At 33.0% G+C, this 19,364-nt stretch carries 15 protein-coding genes; 3 read left to right on the top strand and 12 right to left on the bottom strand.

The genetic code is table 11. From position 1 onward, the window contains the following. Nucleotides 1–16 precede the first annotated feature (16 nt). Both miaE and glyA read right to left on the bottom strand, forming a co-directional pair. The gene (gene miaE / locus DMB68_RS07855; RefSeq protein ID WP_317047356.1) at nt 17–640 is read right to left on the bottom strand and encodes a tRNA-(ms[2]io[6]A)-hydroxylase; all 624 of its coding nucleotides are present in this window, start codon (nt 638–640) and stop codon (nt 17–19) included. A 114-nt stretch (nt 641–754) separates the two neighbouring features. Then, nucleotides 755–2,029 carry a serine hydroxymethyltransferase gene (glyA, locus tag DMB68_RS07850; protein WP_110346053.1) on the bottom strand — a complete coding sequence of 425 codons (1,275 nt, stop codon included), beginning with the start codon at nt 2,027–2,029 and terminating at the stop codon, nt 755–757. Between the two features lie 108 nt (nt 2,030–2,137). On the opposite strand from glyA, the gene fahA reads away from it, so the two are divergent. Beyond that, nucleotides 2,138–3,421 (top strand): fumarylacetoacetase, encoded by a 1,284-nt coding sequence (gene fahA / locus DMB68_RS07845; protein WP_110346052.1) that lies wholly within the window; start codon nt 2,138–2,140, stop codon nt 3,419–3,421. Between the two features lie 132 nt (nt 3,422–3,553). On the opposite strand, the gene DMB68_RS07840 is transcribed toward fahA, so the two are convergent. Further along, complete coding sequence (locus DMB68_RS07840; RefSeq protein WP_110346051.1) at nt 3,554–4,594, bottom strand: agmatine deiminase family protein; 1,041 nt, start codon at nt 4,592–4,594, stop codon at nt 3,554–3,556. A gap of 638 nt (nt 4,595–5,232) precedes the next feature. Between DMB68_RS07840 and DMB68_RS07835 the strand changes: the two genes are divergently transcribed. After that, entirely contained in the window at nt 5,233–6,501 is a 1,269-nt protein-coding gene (locus DMB68_RS07835; RefSeq protein ID WP_110346050.1) for an OmpA family protein, read from the top strand. Nucleotides 6,502–6,576: 75 nt separating this feature from the next. On the opposite strand, the gene DMB68_RS07830 is transcribed toward DMB68_RS07835, so the two are convergent. From DMB68_RS07830 to DMB68_RS07815, 4 genes are all read right to left on the bottom strand, one after another. Next, nucleotides 6,577–7,464, bottom strand: a complete 888-nt coding sequence (locus DMB68_RS07830; protein ID WP_110346049.1) for a carbon-nitrogen hydrolase — start codon at nt 7,462–7,464, stop codon at nt 6,577–6,579. A gap of 160 nt (nt 7,465–7,624) precedes the next feature. Then, nucleotides 7,625–8,686: a hypothetical protein gene (locus DMB68_RS07825; RefSeq protein ID WP_110346048.1), complete on the bottom strand. Its 1,062-nt coding sequence runs from the start codon at nt 8,684–8,686 to the stop codon at nt 7,625–7,627. Then, nucleotides 8,670–9,206, bottom strand: a complete 537-nt coding sequence (locus DMB68_RS07820) for an anti-sigma factor (RefSeq protein WP_110346047.1) — start codon at nt 9,204–9,206, stop codon at nt 8,670–8,672. Before DMB68_RS07820 ends, DMB68_RS07825 begins: the two co-directional genes overlap by 17 nt. After that, a complete protein-coding gene (locus DMB68_RS07815) occupies nt 9,203–9,757 on the bottom strand; it encodes an RNA polymerase sigma factor (protein ID WP_110346046.1) in 555 nt (184 codons plus the stop codon). Before DMB68_RS07815 ends, DMB68_RS07820 begins: the two co-directional genes overlap by 4 nt. 285 nt (nt 9,758–10,042) lie before the next feature. On the opposite strand from DMB68_RS07815, the gene lon reads away from it, so the two are divergent. Further along, entirely contained in the window at nt 10,043–12,496 is a 2,454-nt protein-coding gene (gene lon / locus DMB68_RS07810) for an endopeptidase La (RefSeq protein WP_110346045.1), read from the top strand. Between the two features lie 95 nt (nt 12,497–12,591). Here the strand turns inward: lon and recQ are convergent, their stop codons facing one another. The 5 genes from recQ to aroB all read right to left on the bottom strand — a co-directional run bounded on the left by recQ (nt 12,592) and on the right by aroB (nt 19,105). Continuing rightward, on the bottom strand, nt 12,592–14,709 hold the full coding sequence (gene recQ / locus DMB68_RS07805; RefSeq protein WP_110346391.1) for a DNA helicase RecQ: 2,118 nt from the start codon (nt 14,707–14,709) through the stop codon (nt 12,592–12,594). Nucleotides 14,710–14,839: 130 nt separating this feature from the next. Beyond that, nucleotides 14,840–15,253, bottom strand: coding sequence for a DNA primase (locus DMB68_RS23355; protein ID WP_165830110.1), 414 nt, complete (start codon nt 15,251–15,253; stop codon nt 14,840–14,842). 7 nt (nt 15,254–15,260) lie between these two features. Next, nucleotides 15,261–16,229, bottom strand: coding sequence for a deoxyhypusine synthase family protein (locus DMB68_RS07800; RefSeq protein ID WP_110346044.1), 969 nt, complete (start codon nt 16,227–16,229; stop codon nt 15,261–15,263). Between the two features lie 108 nt (nt 16,230–16,337). Further along, the gene (locus tag DMB68_RS07795) at nt 16,338–17,741 is read right to left on the bottom strand and encodes a type III PLP-dependent enzyme domain-containing protein (protein WP_110346043.1); all 1,404 of its coding nucleotides are present in this window, start codon (nt 17,739–17,741) and stop codon (nt 16,338–16,340) included. 296 nt (nt 17,742–18,037) lie between these two features. Beyond that, nucleotides 18,038–19,105, bottom strand: a complete 1,068-nt coding sequence (gene aroB / locus DMB68_RS07790) for a 3-dehydroquinate synthase (RefSeq protein ID WP_110346390.1) — start codon at nt 19,103–19,105, stop codon at nt 18,038–18,040. Nucleotides 19,106–19,364 lie beyond the last annotated feature (259 nt).

The following is a 19,364-nucleotide window of genomic DNA, read 5'->3' as shown; positions in this document are numbered from 1 at the left end:
GTAAACAAAGAAAAAACTATCCGTGAATAGTTTCCCCTTTTCCGTAATTAGTGATAATAGATTCCTCGAAAGCAAGCCATTCTCTCCAACGTTTTTCAACATCAATTCCAACACCGTATTTTCTGGCGTATGTAATAAAGGTAGTGTAGTGTCCTGCTTCACTTTCCATCAATTCTCTGTAAAAAACAGCCAATTCTTCATCCTGAATGTTTTCAGATAAAACTTTAAAACGCTCACAGCTTCTGGCTTCAATCATTGCTGAAAACAGCAATCTTTCGACCAGGCCTGAAACACGGCTTCCGTCCCCGCTTTTTTTCATGTATTGGTATAATTCATTTACATAATCATCTTTGCGTTCGCGGCCAAGTTTTAATCCCCTTTTAATGATTATATTATGGACCTGTTCGAAATGATCGATTTCTTCTTTGGCTAGAGCCAATAAATCTTTTACTAAATCCTGATGTTCAGAATTGTTAGTGATAATCGTTATGGCGTTTGTAGCTGCTTTTTGTTCGCACCAGGCGTGATCAGTCAGAATTTCTTCAATGTTTTTCTCAACTATATTTACCCATCTTGGGTCGGTTGGTAATTGTAATCGTAATACACCCATAGTTTTTTGTTTTTTTGTTTCAAGTTTCATGTTTCAAGCTACCTGTATTACGTTCTTTTTAGGAACGAAAAAAGTTTAAAGTTTTGCATACGTTTTATAACGCCACAAAACTTTAAACTTGAAACTTTAAACTTGAAACTATTCTTAATATACGAAAATTGGTCTTTCGCTCATCATTTCATCTACTGCATTTGCTACTTCTTCGATAACAGCTTCATTTGTATGATCAGTTAATACCTTATCGATTAAGTCAACGATAGTTTCCATATCTTTTTCAACTAAACCACGGGTAGTGATAGCAGCTGTTCCAACACGAATTCCTGAAGTTACAAATGGTGATTTGTCATCAAATGGAACCATGTTTTTATTAACTGTAATTTCAGCTTTTACCAATGCATTTTCAGCTTCTTTTCCTGAAATATTTTTATTTCTTAAGTCAATTAACATCATGTGATTGTCAGTTCCTCCGGAAATAATGTTGTATCCTCTTTTTACAAAAGCATCTGCCATAGCGTTAGCATTTTTTTGCAATTGCATGGCGTAAGTAAAGAATTCATCTTTTAATGCTTCACCAAAAGCAACGGCTTTAGCAGCAATAATATGCATCAAAGGACCACCTTGATTTCCTGGGAAAACAGCAAGATCTAATAATGATGACATCATTCTGATTTCGCCTTTTGGAGTTTTCAATCCCCAAGGGTTTTCAAAATCTTTCCCCATTAAAATCAAACCACCTCTTGGTCCGCGCAATGTTTTGTGTGTTGTTGTAGAAACGATATGACAATGTGGAATCGGGTCATTCAATAAACCTTTTGCAATAAGACCTGCTGGGTGTGAAATATCAGCAAATAAAATTGCTCCAACACTATCAGCAATTTGTCTGAAACGGGCAAAATCCATATCACGGGAATAAGCTGAAGCTCCTGCGATGATTAATTTTGGCTGCTCTTTAGTTGCAATTTCCTGAATTTTATCGTAATCCAATCTTCCGGTTTCTTTGTCTACACCATAAAACACTGGATTGTAAACACGTCCTGAAAAGTTTACAGGTGAACCATGAGTCAGATGACCACCGTGAGATAAGTCAAAACCTAAAATTGTATCTCCCGGCTGTAAACAAGCGTGGAAAACAGAAGCATTAGCCTGAGAACCAGAATGAGGCTGCACGTTTGCATATTCAGCACCAAATAATTCTTTGGCTCTGTCAATAGCAATCTGCTCAATAACGTCAACTACTTCGCAACCGCCGTAGTATCTTTTGCCAGGATATCCCTCAGCGTATTTGTTAGTTAAAACAGAACCAGCTGCTTCAATTACCTGATCACTCACGAAGTTTTCTGAAGCAATAAGTTCTAATCCATGAATTTGTCTGTCTTGTTCCTCTAGTATAAGGTCAAAAATTTGTTCGTCGCGTTGCATTTTTTCGTTTTTCGTTAATTTCCTGCAAAAATACAAAAAAACGTTTGTGAAACTGTTAGATTATGATATATTTGACATAGAATTTTTCAACAAATAATTAACATTCACATGCCAATAACCGCCAACGATACTAAGAGAAAATCATGGTTAGAAGTTCCAAAGAACAGTGATTTTCCTATCCAGAATATTCCTTTCGGTGTATTTCTTACCAAAGAAAATGTCGTTACAGTAGGAACAAGAATTGGCGATTACGCTATAGATTTAGGGGCTTTACAGCAACTAAATTATTTTGAAGGAATAGATCTAACTGATGATATGTTCATGCAGGATACGCTAAATGATTTTATTTCTGATGGAAAAAAAACATGGCGATTAGTCCGAAATCGTATTGCAGATATTTTTGATGCAGAAAATCCGCAACTTAGAGACTCGGAAAAAGATCGTGATATTGTAATTTTTAAAATAGACGATGTTGAGATGCAATTGCCGGTTTTAATTGGCGATTATACCGATTTCTATTCAAGCAGGGAACATGCTACAAACGTAGGTAAAATGTTTCGTGATCCTGAAAATGCATTATTGCCAAACTGGCTGCACATTCCGGTTGGGTATCATGGAAGAAGTTCTACGATTGTTCCGTCGGGAATCCCGGTGCACAGACCGATGGGGCAAATTTTGCCGGCTGGAGAAAAATATCCGGTTTTTGGGCCTTCACGTTTAGTGGATTTTGAATTGGAAACAGCCTTTATTACTACTGATGTCAATGTAATGGGCGAAAATATTTCAACTTACGAAGCAGAAGATTATATTTTCGGGATGGTTTTGCTTAATGACTGGAGTGCACGCGATATTCAAAAATGGGAATATGTGCCATTGGGACCTTTCCTGGCAAAAAGCTTTGCAACATCAATTTCTCCATGGATTGTAACTATGGATGCTTTGGAACCTTTTAGGGCAAAAGGGCCAAAACAGGATCCAACCCCACTGCCGTATTTACAAACAAAAGGGAAAAAAGCTTTTGATATTCATTTGGAAGTAGCACTTAAACCTGAAGATCAGCAGGAAACAATTGTTTCAAAATCTAATTTTAAATATTTATACTGGTCTATGAGCCAGCAGCTGGCGCATCATACTTCAAACGGTTGTCGTGTAAATTCAGGAGATATGATGGGATCAGGAACTATTTCAGGACCAACTCCTGATAGTTTTGGTTCAATGTTGGAATTAACCTGGGGAGGAAAAAATCCTCTTAAATTAAATGACGGAAGCGAGCGTAAATTTATTGAAGATAATGATACGGTAATTATTCGTGGTTTCTGCGAAAATGCTGAAGTACGAATTGGTTTTGGAGAAGTTGCAAGCCAATTGTTACCGCCTTTTATAAGACAATGAAGGGAGCATAGTATTTTTTAATCAGTACTATGATTTGTATAAAAAAGCTTGTTAGTTTATTCTAACAAGCTTTTTTTTCGCACCGATAAAAGTATTAAAATGGTTTTTATAATATGTAGTAATAGTTTATTGCTAAGCAGGGATCTGCTGGCTCAAACAATGTAGCGTTCCAAATCCCCAAATAAAATCAATACAACTTATTCCGATTACTTCTCTGTCAGGGAAACATTCTGCTAAGATATTTAAAGCTACACGATCTTTACTGTCATTGAATGTTGGAACTAAAACGCAATTATTTAAAATTAGGAAATTAGCATAACTTGCAGGTAATCTTAAATCTTCAAAATCAACACGTTTTGGCATTGGTAACGCAACGATTGTTGGCGATCTGCCATCTTCTAATTTTGCGTTTTGCAGACGTTTTAAGTTGTCCTGCAAAGGTTTGTAATTTGAATCGTTTTTATCAGTTTCAACAATTGTAACAATGGTATCTTCATTTACAAATCGGCATAAATCATCGATATGACCGTGAGTATCGTCGCCTTCAATTCCGTCTCCCAACCAGATAACATTAGTGACTCCAAGATATTCTTTAAAAACAGCTTCGTAATCTTCTTTGGTAAAACCGGGATTTCGAACCTGAATTGTTGGGTGCATTAAGCATTCTTCAGAAGTTAATAAAGTTCCTTTTCCGTTTACATCAATAGCTCCGCCTTCAACGATTACGGGTTTTCCTTTGTACATAACCTGTGTGAGCGAAACATCAATAAAATCAGCAATTTTACCGGGTACAAATTTGTCTAACTGATAATTTTTATATTTTGCCCAGCCATTAAAATTGAAATTTAAGGCTTCTCTTTTAGAACCGTTTTTTACAATAATTGGTCCCGAATCCCGCATCCAGCTTCTATTTGTTTTATGAATAATAAAAGAAACATTTTTGATGTTTACACATGCTCTTTCTAATATTTCGGCTACTTTGTCTTTTAATTTTTCATCGGCTACCACCAAAAAAACCGTTTCAAAAGTGGCTACTTTTTTGATAAATTCTACAAAAGCCCATTGAACTGCTTCGTATTTTCCAGGCCAATCGTTTCCATTATGAGGAAAACATAATACGATTCCTTGCTGTTTCTCCCATTCTGCCGGAAATCTTCTGTTAGTTGCTGTCATGAAATTTTTCTAAATTTAAATAACCACAAAGATAATCATTCATCAGGATTATGAAATAGTTCGAAACTTGAAGTTGATTTTAATTGTTTTAATTGTGTAATTCGGTAAATAATTTAAAAAAATATGGCTTAAAACAGAAAACTTTGTTGATAATTACTCAATATGTCTTTTTTGTTAAGATTTTATTAAGTTAATGCTGAAATTTTTTACAAAAAAAATATTTTTAATTTAAAAAAAAACATTAATTTTATCTTTTTATAAGATAATTAATTTTGATGAAAATTCTATAATTTTTTATGTTAAAGTTTACTTTTAATTGAGATTGATATTCATTAAAAGAAGAAATGATTTTCTTTTTTATGAATGTAGGTCTAAGTTTCAATAAAAAGATCGTTTTCATCAAATTTTAATAATTATTAATTTAAAATATATCGCCCCAAGTTGTTTTAAGAAAAAGCTAAAAATTCATTGATTCTCATTAAAAACCTACTGTTATGGGAATTATGTAAAAATTCAAAAAATGAATAGAACGCTTTTTGTATGCTATTAACATAAGTTTGTTGTGAGTTTTAATTAACTAACAATGTTAGATTCATGTTAAAGCTTGAAATGTAAATTTTTTAAAACACTTAGATATCATGAAAAGAAAATTAGCTTCCTTAACATTTTTAGTGCTTTCATTTGTAGCAAATGCACAAAATGAAACCACAACAACTTCAATTGAATCCTTTAGGGATAAACCTGAATACAATCAATGGTCCATCGAATTAAATGGTGGTTTTAATACACCTATGCGAACAATAACTGCAGGTTATTCAACAGAATCTTTTAATCCTTTTCACGCTGATTTAGGGGCAAGATATATGTTTAATCCTAAGTTCGGATTAAAACTTGATTTAGGATATGATCAGTTTACTGAACGTGACAATACTCCCGAGTTTGAAAGCAGGATGATTAGAGCCAGTTTTCAGGGTGTAATTAATTTAAGCAGGGTTTTGAATTTTGAAACTTGGACAAATACTTTTGGAATATTGGTTCATGGTGGACTTGGAGCATCACAAATCAGTTCAAAGAACGGTTTGGATGGCGAGGATTACTTAGCTCATGGAATTCTTGGTATGACTGGTCAGATCAAGTTAGGAAATAGAGTTGCTTTAACAGCAGATGTAAGTGGATTAGTTAACACTTTACAAGACTTTAATTTTGATGGTATGGGGAATGCCTCAAAAGGGCGACCATTAGATGGGGTACTGTTAAATGCGTCTTTAGGTCTAACATTTTATTTAGGTAAAAATAAAGTTCATGCTGACTGGTTTGCTGAAGAAGACAGATTTGATGAGTTAGAAAAAAGAGTTGCGCTACTTGAAACAGGGGCTTTAGATACAGATAAAGATGGTGTAGCTGATTTATACGATTTAGAGCCAAATTCTGTTACTGGTGTTGCTGTAAATACAAAAGGACAATCAATTGATAACAACCAAAATGGAGTTCCGGATGAATTAGAGAGTTACTTAGAAAAAACTTATGGTCAGAAAAGTGATAAAATCGCGACAAACACAACTGTAGAAGAATTAATTAATGACGGCTATGTAAATGTATATTTTGATTTTAACTCTACTAAGCCAACTAATGCTTCATTGTCAGGTATTGACTTCTTAGTGAAATATTTGAAAAATAATCCAAATAAATCGGCTGATGTAGTAGGTTATGCTGATGAAATTGGAAGTTCAAGTTATAATGTCGAATTGTCAAGAAAAAGAGCTGAAGCAGTAAAACAAGTGGCAATAAATGCAGGAATTGATGCTTCAAGACTTAATGTAATTGCTAATGGAGAAGACACTTCTGTAAATAAAAATTCAAAGGAAGCGCGTCAAATCGTAAGAAGAGTTAGTTTCCAGGTGAAATAAAGAAAAACTCAAAATAATACTAAAAAAGCTGTTTCAATTTTTGAAACAGCTTTTTTTTATAAAATTAAATTGAATCTAATCAATCGCTCTTTTGGTAATATCGCCAAAAGCATCAATTCTTCGGTCTCTAAAAAATGGCCAGTTTTGACGCACATTTTCCTGAAGGTCTAAATCTACTTCGGCAATTAAAATTTCTTCCTGATCATGAGAAGCCTGAGCTAAAATTTCTCCCTGAGGACCTGCAATAAAAGATGCTCCCCAGAACTGAATCCCGTCAGTTCCATCAATATATTGTTCTAAGCCAATTCGGTTTGCTGCCGCAACGAAAACACCATTTGCAACGGCATGTCCTTTCATAACATTCATCCATGCGCCATATTGATTTTCGCCATATTGCTCTTTTTCTTTTGGATGCCATCCAATTGCTGTAGGATAAAATAATACTTCGGCACCTTTTAAAGCTGTGATACGGGCTGCTTCAGGATACCATTGATCCCAGCAGATAAGCGTTCCAATAGTTCCTTTTTTAGTTTCAATTGCCTGAAAACCTAAGTCTCCCGGAGTAAAATAAAATTTTTCGTAAAAATGCGGATCATCCGGAATGTGCATTTTGCGGTATAAACCTGCTTCAGTTCCATCAGTATCAATAATGTAAGCGCTGTTGTGGTATATTCCGGCCATTCTTTTCTCAAAGAAAGGAACAATAATAACGACTCCTAATTCTTTTGCTAATTCGCTAAAAGCAATGAATGAAGTGCTGTAAAGTGGTTCTGCTAATGCAAAATTGTCTACATCTTCGCTTTGGCAAAAATAATGACTGCTATACAATTCAGGTAATAAAATAACTTCGGCCCCTTTATTGGCAGCGTCTTTTACCCAACTGATACATTTTTTAAGGTTGTTCTCTGCAATGTCGTTAAGATTTAACTGAACAACGGCTATTTTATATTTTCTTTTCGGCATGACATAAAATTTTAGAGTGCAAAAATAGTAATTTTTGAAGGAATGACAAAAGAGGTGTATGGCTCCTCATTAAAAACTAAATCTTATCGGCCTTGAATTAATAAAAAAAACACCGGTAATAATACAGGTGTTTTGATGATTGAAATACTGTTTAAATATGTTATTGTTTTTTGATTAAGCTTACATTTCCATAATTTGAATTAACATTGACTTTATTTTGACCTTTTTTCTTGTAATAACCATTTATTCTTTTTGTGTTGCTTTTAATTTCATTTACAGAAATTTCTAAGCCACTATCGGTTTTAATATTTCCATATTTTGTAACTATTTCAAAATCAAAAGCATAATTTATGTCATGTCCCAAAGATATATTCGTGTATCCGGTATTAATGTTTATATTGCCGGCTCTCTCTCTTATGTTGTCAATATTTATTTTAGAATAGTTGCCCTGAAAATTTAAGTTGTTAGAAACTTCACCAAATGAAATGGTTATATAGTTTCCGGAACCGCCAAATGAATTGATTTTATTAAATTTAAATGTACCGTAATTGCAATCAAATAATATATTTTGACCTTCCTGAACGGTTACGTCAGTATAATTTGCGTCCAGGTTAATTGAACCGGCTTCATTAATCTTTAAAGCCGAATAACGTGCTTCAATCGTTCCGTTTTTGATATAATCAATAGCAGAGTTTTGACAATACTCAATCTGAACACGATTGTTTGCCCCGTTTAGTTTTCCAAGAGTGACTTTGCCGTATTTACAATTAATATCTGTTATTGATTCTAAGTTGAGAGCAGAAATGTTTCCGTATTTATTATTAAGTTTTACGGTTCCGTTTTTTGGGATTTTAATCACATAATTAATTTCAAAACTGTTGCTGCTTCCTTTGCTTTTTAAAGATGAATTTCCAATTTTAGTTATTGCCGTAACCATAGACTTAAGGGCTGTAATGTCTACATCAATGCTATTTAATTTTTCGTTTACCCAGTTTTCATTCGGACCGTTTACTTTTATGGTAATGTCAAGGTCAATTTTGTCTTCATCCCAGGTAGAGACTGAAATGTTTCCATATTTATTATCAATATCAATTCCTGCGTTTGAATTAACAATATAGGTTTTTTTGATACTTTTTTGTTTTGAAACAAAAATATCATCGTTTGAAAATCCTAATAGAGGAATTAAAACAAATAGGATCAGTATGTTATAATGTTTTTTCATGAGTGGTATTTTTTAGTTTTTCATTTTCTTCAATTCGTTGTAAAACCGTTTGTAAAAAAGATATTCGGGTTTGTAGGTTGCTGATCATGGCATATATAATTTGTTTGTTCTCACCGTTTCTTTGAACTTCTTTTATTATTTTTTCATAATCAGCATCAAAAACTTTCATCTGTTTTAAGGCATCGTTTATTATTTGGTTATTTTCAGGTGAACTTTTTTCTTTTAGTTTAACCAGTTCATTTTCAATTAAAATACTGAAAATTGAATCGGTTTGTTTGGTTTCTTTTGATGCAAATTTGAATTCTTTGGCATTTTCATTAGTATTATAAAAAACAGATATTCCTAACAATAATGCTATTGAAGCTGCAATTGCTGCTACAAACCAGTAATTTTTTTTCGGTTTTTTTTTATGTAATTTATTTAAGAAATCATTCTGATGGTTTGTATTCATTTCTTGTACATCCCATTGATTTTCAAATATTTTAAATAATTGATCTAAATTGTTGTTTTCCTTTTTCATATATCCTCTAATTTTTTTCGCAAATTTTCTTTAGCTCTGCTTAATGTAGTCCTGCAATTGGAATAACTAATATTTAAGATCTCGCTAATCTCTTCCTGATCGTAACCTTCAATATAAAAGAGTGTCAAAACCATACGGTAATTATCTTTTAAACCTGAAATAATATCCAAAACCTGCTTTACTTTAAGTGAATTCAAATCAATGTTTTCAGATAAAATAGTATCATTTTCTTCAATTTTAAAAAGTGTTTTGTTAAGGTCTTCCATTTGAAAAGCATTGTTCTTTTTGTAAAAATCAATACTATAATTAATAATGATTTTTTTTAGCCAGGCACCAAATGCAACTTCCTGTTTATAATCGTTAATCTTTGTAAAAGCTCTCAAAAAACCTTCCTGCATGACGTCTTGTGCAAAATGTTCATCTTTTACAATCCTGTATGCGACATTGAACATTGCCTTACAGTAACGATTGTAAATTTCGAATTGTGCTTTTTGGTTATTATCTTTACAAAGCGTGATTAATTCTTCGATATTTTGATTGGTTATATTCAAGTAATGATTGCTGGTTTCTTATAATGACCGTGTTTTTTTGGGTTTGTTACACTTTTGTTAAAATTAATTGTAAATTTTTATAATTGCCCGTCAATCTTGCATAAAATAGTTTTTGAAGTAATATTTCGAATCAAATGTCTTTGTTTTTGGCATAATGATTGTCTATTTTTATGACCTGATTTTCAAAGGCAATTTTCAGCATGTTTTTACTTAAAACACTGCTTTCTTAACTTGTGTTTGAGATTAGAACAAACCTTTTAATGACAAAACGACTTATACATTATTATGTCAAACCATAAAATACTTACTATTGACAATCTGTCACTTCAGGAATTTGATTCAGAAGCAGAATTAATTCCATTATTAACTCCGGAAGATGAGGAGGAAATGAATAATGAGGAACTTCCTGTTTCGCTTCCAATTTTGCCTTTACGCAATACTGTTTTATTTCCCGGTGTAGTTATTCCGATTTCAGCAGGAAGGGATAAATCGATAAAATTGATTAATGATGCTAACGCCGGCGGAAAAATTATTGGGGTAGTTTCTCAAATTAATGAAGAAGACGAAGATCCGTCAAAAGATGATATCCATAAAATTGGTACTGTTGCCAGAATTCTGCGCGTTTTAAAAATGCCTGATGGAAATGTTACCGTTATTTTACAAGGAAAAAAGCGTTTTGAAATTGATGAAGTTGTTTCAGAAGAGCCTTATTTAACCGCTACGATTAAAGAAGTTTCAGAAGAACGCCCATCAGATGATGATACTGAGTTTACAGCTATTTTAGATTCAGTAAAAGAATTAGCGATTCAAATTATTAAAGAAAGTCCAAACATTCCGTCTGAAGCTACTTTTGCAATTAAAAATATTGAAAGTCAATCATTTCTGATCAATTTTGTTTCTTCGAATATGAATTTATCCGTAAAAGAAAAACAAGGTCTTTTATCGATAAATGGATTGAAAGAGCGCGCTTTAGAGACATTGCGTTATATGAATATTGAACTTCAGAAGTTAGAACTGAAAAATGATATTCAGTCAAAAGTTCGTTTTGATTTAGATCAGCAACAGCGTGAGTATTTCCTTCACCAGCAAATGAAAACCATTCAGGAAGAACTGGGAGGCGTTTCGCAGGAAGAGGAAATGGATGAAATGGGGCAGAAGGCAAAAACCAAAAAATGGGATGAAAAAACGCAGAAACATTTCGAAAAAGAATTGTCTAAAATGCGCCGTATGAATCCGCAATCTCCTGATTTCGGAATTCAGCGTAATTATTTAGAGTTGTTTCTGGAATTGCCATGGGCTGAATATTCTAAAGATAAATTTGATTTAAAATTTGCTCAGAAAGTATTAGATAAGGATCATTTTGGACTTGAAGAAGTTAAGAAAAGAATGATTGAACATTTGGCTGTTTTAAAATTGCGAAATGATATGAAGTCGCCAATCATATGTTTAACAGGTCCTCCTGGAGTTGGAAAAACGTCTATTGGTCGTTCAGTTGCAGAAGCTCTTGGTCGTGAATACGTTCGTATTTCTTTAGGTGGTTTACGTGACGAAGCAGAAATTCGAGGGCATAGAAAAACTTATATTGGTGCAATGCCAGGCCGAATTATTCAAAGTTTGAAAAAAGCCGGAACTTCAAATCCTGTATTTATTTTAGATGAAATTGATAAGCTTTCAAATGGCAATAGCGGTGACCCATCTTCAGCATTATTAGAAGTTTTAGATCCGGAACAAAACAATGCTTTTTATGATAATTTCCTTGAAATGGGGTATGATTTATCTAAAGTAATGTTTATTGCGACTTCAAATAATATGGCAGCCATTCAGCCGGCATTGCGTGACAGAATGGAAGTGATTAAAATGTCAGGTTATACAATTGAGGAAAAAGTAGAAATTGCAAAAAGACACCTTTTTCCAAAACAATTAGAGGCACACGGATTAACTGCTAAAGATTTGACAATTGGAAAAAAACAATTAGAGAAAATTGTAGAGGGTTATACACGTGAATCTGGTGTTCGTAATCTGGAAACAAAAATTGCTCAGGTCATTCGTAATGCGGCAAAAGCCGTTGCAATGGAAGAAGAATACAACAAAAAAGTTACCGATGAAGATATTATAAAGGTTTTAGGCGTACCAAGACTGGAACGTGACAAATATGAAAACAATGATATTGCCGGAGTGGTTACTGGTCTTGCCTGGACAAGTGTAGGAGGAGATATTTTGTTTATAGAATCTTTGATTTCTGAAGGAAAAGGTTCTTTAAGTATTACAGGGAATTTAGGGACTGTAATGAAAGAATCGGCTACAATTGCTTTGGAATATATTAAAGCAAATGCTAAAAAGTTAGGACTTGATATTGCTTTGTTTCAAAAATACAATATTCACTTGCACGTGCCTGAAGGTGCTACGCCAAAAGACGGACCAAGTGCAGGTATAGCAATGTTAACTTCATTGGTTTCTTTATTAACTCAAAAGAAAGTAAAGAAAAGTTTAGCAATGACGGGCGAAATTACCCTTCGGGGAAAAGTTTTACCGGTTGGCGGAATTAAAGAGAAAATCTTAGCAGCGAAAAGAGCTGGTATTAAAGAAATTATCTTGTGTCACGAAAATAAATCTGATATTGATGAAATTAAAGCTGAATATCTTGAAGGTTTGACTTTTCATTATGTAAAAGAAATGAGTGAAGTATTATCTTTAGCTTTAACAGACCAGAATGTAAAGAATGCAAAAACATTGAAATAAAATTCAAAATTCAAATTTTTATAAAATCCAAAATTCCAATCTGAAGTTCAGTTTTGGATTTTGGATTTTTTTATTGCGTATTTTATTAATTTTATTTATTGTTTCTGTTTCTCAAGTACCGCAAGACCAAACCGAATTTTGTCATATCCCATTTTTTCTTCAAAATGGTCGTAATAAGGTTTTAAAGCATTTGGATTTTCGAGTTCCGCCTGAGCTTTTTCTAATTGTGCAACTTCATCATCAGAAATAAATTGGCTGACATCAATATCAACTCCATCTAAATATAATTTTGCCAAATGTGAAATAACTGTTGAAAGCCCTAATTTTCTTTTTTCAGCAATTTCTTCAACAGAAACTCCTTTTTCAAACATTTCTAAAGTAGTTTTATAAGTAGCACTTTCTTTTTTTGTTTTGGTATTTGAAATTTTACTCTTTTGAAATTCAATAATGGCATTTATAAATTCAGAACCATATTTTTCGAGTTTTGTTTTTCCAACACCATCTATTGCCAGAAATTCTTCATCACTCGTTGGTCGTAAAGTTTCCATTTGCCTCAAAGCGGCATCACTGAAAATGACATAAGCAGGAACTTCGTCTTCCTTTGCAATTTCATAGCGTAATTTTCGAAGGATTTCAAAAAGTGAATCAGCAGCAGGCTTTGGTTTAGCTTTAGATTCTTTTATTTGTTTTTTATCAATTACTTTCTTAACAACGGTTGTTAATTTTACTTTTTCACCTTCAAACAAAACTTTTTTTGCAAAAGGAGTCAGTAAAATTTTATTGTGTTGGTGAAAGGCAATTTCGCAATAGCCTAAATTAATTAATTGAATCAGATATTGATTCCAGTCGTACCAGGAAATATCTGAGCCAATTCCGTATGTTTTTAATTCCTGATAGTTTTTTTCGTAGATGTAGGCATTTTTCGAACCTCTTAAAAAATCGACAATTACTGCTAAAGGCTCAGATTCCTGCAAACGTGTAATTGCCGATAATGCTTTTTGTGCTAAAATGGTACCGTCAAAAAATACTGGAGGATTTTTGCAGACATCACAATTACCGCAGTTTTCTGTAACTAGTTCCCCAAAGTAAGAAAGCAGAATTTTTCTTCTACAGCTCAATGCATCAGCATATTGTTTCATTCGGTCTAATTTGGCCAGTTGAACATCAGAATTCAAACCTTCAGAAGCAAATTTCTGAAGCTGAATCACATCCGCATAGCTTTCAAACAAAACTGTTTCGGCTGGCAAGCCATCCCGGCCGGCACGACCAATTTCCTGATAATAGCCTTCAATATTTTTTGGTAAATTATAATGAATAACCCATCGGACATTCGATTTGTCAATTCCCATACCGAATGCAATTGTTGCACAAACAACCTGACAATCATCATTTATAAATTCATCCTGTGTTTTAGCACGGACTTTATTATCTAAACCTGCGTGATATGCTTTTGCAGTGATGCCGTTTTTTTGCAATTTATCAGCTAACTCCTCTGTCGTTTTTCTGCTCAGGCAATAGATAATACCGGATTCATTTGGTTTGTTCTCTACAAAATCTATAATTTGTTTTACTCGGTCAAGTGCCGGACGAACTTCCAGACTCAGATTTTTTCTGTCAAATGACGCAATATAAGTTTTGGAATTCTTTAAATTTAATTGTTTTGTAATATCGGTTCGCGTTGCTTTATCAGCCGTAGCGGTCAAAGCCAGAATTGGAGTAGAAGGGAAGCGATTTTTTAAATACCCTAAATTGGTATAAGCTGGACGAAAATCGTGTCCCCATGATGAAATACAATGCGCTTCATCAATGGCAATCAGGCTGATTGTTAATTCGTAAAACACAATATCCAGATAAGACAAGCTTTCCGGAGCAATGTAAACAAGCTTAAAGGTGTTTGATTTTAAATTGTCAATATAGAATTGTTGTTCTTCTGTCGATTGGCTGCTATTAATGTAACAAGCTGAAATCCCGTTAGTTTTTAAACTGTCCACCTGGTCCTTCATTAAAGCAATCAATGGAGAAATAACAATTGTAATTCCCGGTAGGATTAATGCAGGCAACTGAAAACATATTGATTTTCCGCCTCCTGTTGGCATAATAGCGAGCGTATCCTGACCTGAAAGAATGGTGTTTATTATATTTTCCTGATTAGGTCTGAACTTTTCAAAACCAAAATTTTCTTTTAGTTTGGCATGTAGTATTTCTGAATTCATTTGGCTTGTATTTTTTTCAAATATATATAATAAAAATATAATATTTTTCTTATAATTAGACATTATTTCAAATTAGATTATAAAAAAAGGAACCCTGATTTGGAGTTCCTTTAATTTATTTTAATATGAATTAATCTTCATCGTCTTCATCATCATCTTCGTCACCAATATCGTCTTTGTCATCATCGTCATCGTCATCATCCCCGTCTCCGCCATCTGTATCAGGTTTGTCCTGGTTGTCATCATCGTCATCATCATCACTATCCTCATCAAGATCAAGACCTTTTACTGGTTCGATTGTGTCAACATCAAGATCGATATCGTCATCTTCGTCGTAATTTTCAATTCTATCTGCAAGTTTAGTACTAATTTTTACTAAATAAATAGTGTCTTCAGTACGAACTTCAACAGCTTCGATTAATTCGTTTTTAGCATTTCTAAAACGGATAACATCCGAATCATCATAACCATCAGGAAATTTTTCTACCAAAAGGTTTAAAATTTCGTTGGTAAGTTTGGCGTAGTCTACTATAACTCTTTTCATAAATATCCTATAAATCTAATAAGTAAGCAAAAATTAACGGTGCAACAATTGTAGCATCCGACTCAATAATAAATTTAGGGGTTTTAATATCTAATTTACCCCATGTGATTTTCTCGTTTGGAACTGCTCCGGAATATGATCCGTAACTAGTCGTTGAATCTGAAATCTGGCAGAAATAACTCCAAAACGGTACATCATGAATTTCCATATCCTGATACAGCATTGGTACCACACAAATTGGGAAATCTCCTGCAATACCACCACCAATTTGGAAAAATCCAATTCCGTTAGCACTGTTTTTTGGATACCAGTCAGCAAGAAATGTCATGTATTCAATTCCTGATTTCATGGTAGAGGCTTTCAACTCACCTTTAATTACGTATGATGCAAAAATATTACCCATAGTACTATCTTCCCATCCAGGAACAATAATAGGTAAATTTTTCTCAGCAGCTGCATACATCCAGCTGTCTCTTAAATCAATTTCGTAATACTCTTCTAATACACCGGATAACAACATTTTATACATAAATTCATGTGGAAAATAACGTTCTCCTTTGTCATCCGCATCTTTCCAGATTTTATAAATGTGTTTTTGTAAACGACGGAATGCTTCATGTTCAGGAATACAGGTGTCAGTAACACGATTTAACCCTCTTTCAAGCAACGCCCATTCATCTTCAGGTGTTAAATCACGATAGTTAGGCACTCTTTCATAATGAGAGTGTGCTACTAAATTCATGATGTCTTCTTCCAGATTGGCTCCGGTACATGAAATAATCTGTACTTTATCCTGTCTGATTATTTCAGCAAAAATTTTACCAATTTCTGCTGTACTCATTGCGCCGGCCATACTAACCATCATTTTAGCACCATTTGCTAATTGCTGTTCGTATGCCTTTGCGGCATCAACCAATGAAGCAGAATTAAAGTGCAAATAATGTTTTTCAATAAACTGACTGATTGGTCCTTTCATTTTTGTTTTTTTGTTTTTTTGTTTTTTTTTGAATTATAATTTAACCTTTTGGGTTATACTGCAAATTAATAATTTTATATGTATTAACTTTTAATTTGCATGTTTTTTTTATGCTTTTTTAGTGTAACCTAAAATCTTTAAAACATCATCAGAAGTTTGTTGTTCTGAAAAAACCTCAGTTGCCAAAATTCCGTTTTCGTCACGATCAATCAAAATATGTTTAGGCTGTGGAATCAAACAGTGATGCAGACCTCCGTAACCCCCAATAGTTTCCTGATATGCTCCTGTATTAAAGAAACCAATATATAAAGGTTTTTCTTTGTTGTATTTAGGCAAATAAATGGCGTTCATGTTTTGTTCAGAATTGTAATAGTCGTCACTATCGCAAGTCAGTCCACCTAATAAAACCCGCTCGTAGGTATCATTCCAACGGTTTACCGCCAGCATAATAAAACGTTTGTTGATTGCCCAGGTATCAGGTAAAGTGGTAATGAAAGACGAGTCAATCATGTTCCATTTTTCCCTGTCATTTTGTTGTTTTTGATATAAGATCTGATAAATAGCACCACCGCTTTCACCAACTGTAAAAGAACCAAATTCTGTAAATATATTTGGAACATCTACTTCGGCTTCGTCACAGGCAATTTTTATCTGATTGATGATTTCATCAATCATGTACTGGTAATCATATTCAAATGCAAGTGAGTTTTTAATCGGGAAACCACCGCCAATATTCAATCCATCAAGAGAAGGACATTCTTTTTTAAGTGCAATGTATACTTTGATACATTTTACCAATTCATTCCAATAATAGGCTGTATCATTTATTCCGGTGTTAATGAAAAAGTGAAGCATTTTAAGCTCTAATTTATCATTTTCCTGAATTTGTTTTTTGTAAAAAGAAACGATGTTTTTGTATCCAATGCCTAATCTGGAAGTATAAAATTCAAATTTTGGTTCTTCCTCAGCAGCAATACGGATTCCGATTTTAAATTTTCCTTTTATTTCACCCTGAAGTAAATCAAGCTCTTCATAATTATCAATAATCGGAATAGTATTTTTATGCCCGTTATTGATTAATCGTGCGATATTAGTAATGTATTCATCTCTTTTAAATCCATTGCAAATAACATAAGTGCTTTTGTTGATTTTACCGTTTTCGAGTAAATTTTCAACAATATTAATATCAAAAGCTGATGAAGTTTCAACATGAATATTGTTTTTAAAAGCTTCATTCATAATGTATTCAAAATGAGAGCTTTTTGTGCAATAACAATAATAGTATTTTGCTTCGTATTTGTTTTTTTCCATTGATTTTCTGAACCAGGCTTTTGCCTTATTGATATTTTCAGAAATCTGTGGTAAGTATGTGAATTTTAATGGGGTACCATATTGTTCAACCAATTTCATCAAATCGATATTGTGAAATTGTAAGTTGTCTTTGTTCAGTTTAAACTCTTCCTGAGGGAAATAATAGGTTTGATTGATTAAGTCAGAATATTTTGTATTCATTTAGTTTTGAATATTTAGAATGTATTTTAAATCCAGTTAACGTTTCTAAAATCTTAATTCAAACCCTGATATTGGCAAATACAATTTCCAGTTTTTCGTGTTCTGCCTTTAAACATAAAAAAATGTCTAAACAAAACGGACTTTTGCTATTGTAAAAACGATTCAATATCCTTAATAAAGAACTATTGAGACGGTTTCTGTAAGAGCTAAAATGCCTTTGTTTACTGTTTGTTTTCATTGAGGGCAAATGTAAAAAATAATATATACCTAATGCAACGCTTTTCCTTAAAAAAAGTTTAAGACTTATAATCCTGAAACGCATCCAGAATTAATTTATTTTCAACGGATTGGTTAATTTTTATTTTTCCGATGCCTTCAATCAATGCAAATTGAATCAAGCCATACTCGTTTTTTTTGTCGTGAATAAGCAATTCTAATATTGGATCTATGTCATTTTCTTCAAAATGGATTTGATCATAGATTCCCTGAATGGCTGTTTTAATTTCGGAGTATTCTGCCGCAGTAATAAGATTTTTGTGTAGGGAAATATAACTTTCGAGAATCATTCCGACAGCAATGGCCTCACCGTGTAATAAGGTTGTTTTTGTTTCGCTTTCTAAAAAGTAACCTTCGATAGCATGCCCTAAAGTATGGCCGAAATTTAAAGCTTTTCGAATGTTTTTCTCTGTTGGATCCTGAATTACAATTTCATTTTTAATTTCAACTGAACGGTAAATCAACTCATCAAAATAGGCATAATCAATTGATTTTAAGTTTAAAAATTGTCTCCAGTAGGCAGCATCATAAATTAAACCGTGTTTCAGCATTTCGGCAAGACCGGAACGCATTTCACTTTGCGGTAAAGTCTCAAGATACTGAGTGTCAATCAGAACCATCTGTGGCACATTAATCACACCGATCTGGTTTTTAAGATTACCTAAATCAACACCGGTTTTTCCTCCAACAGAAGCATCTACCATAGATAATAAAGTGGTTGGAATATTGATAAAATCTACTCCACGTTTGAATGTTGAAGCTACAAAACCTCCTAAATCAGTTACAACACCACCGCCAAGATTTATGACTAACGATTTTCTGTCAGCGCCTAATTCAGTAAGCACGTTCCAGATTTGAATACAGGTTTCTATATTTTTATTGGCTTCTCCAGATTCGAATTCTATAATTTCGATAGTTAAATCGGTCTCCAGTAAAGGCAAAAATTTAGGCAAACAATGCTCGTTTGTTTTATCATCAACAATGATAAATACATTAGAATATTTGTTTTCTTTTAAATGATTATTTAAAGCTTCGTAAGCATTTTGGTTAAAATGTACTAAATAATTATTGGCTTGAATAGACTGCATAATTCTTCGGTTAATTGAATCCGCAAAATAAGGCATTTTTAACTAAATAATATTCAAAAACTGATTCTAATTTGTTTTAAAAATGAGTTTTTATAATCATTAAAAATAAATTTAGTTGATTAAGTTTTAAGTGATTTAGTTCTAAATTTCTTTTATTTAGAATTTACAGATTAATCTTAAACGGATGTAAAAATGTTATGATTTTTTAAAAATATACTGATTTTGTTAAATAATATTGCAAACACTCTTTATCTTTGCC

Source organism: Flavobacterium hydrophilum (assembly GCF_003202405.1).
In the GTDB taxonomy this organism is placed as follows: Bacteria; Bacteroidota; Bacteroidia; order Flavobacteriales; family Flavobacteriaceae; genus Flavobacterium; species Flavobacterium hydrophilum.
Note: the sequence above shows the minus strand (reverse complement) of the source record. Positions and strands in the feature narration are given on the sequence as shown.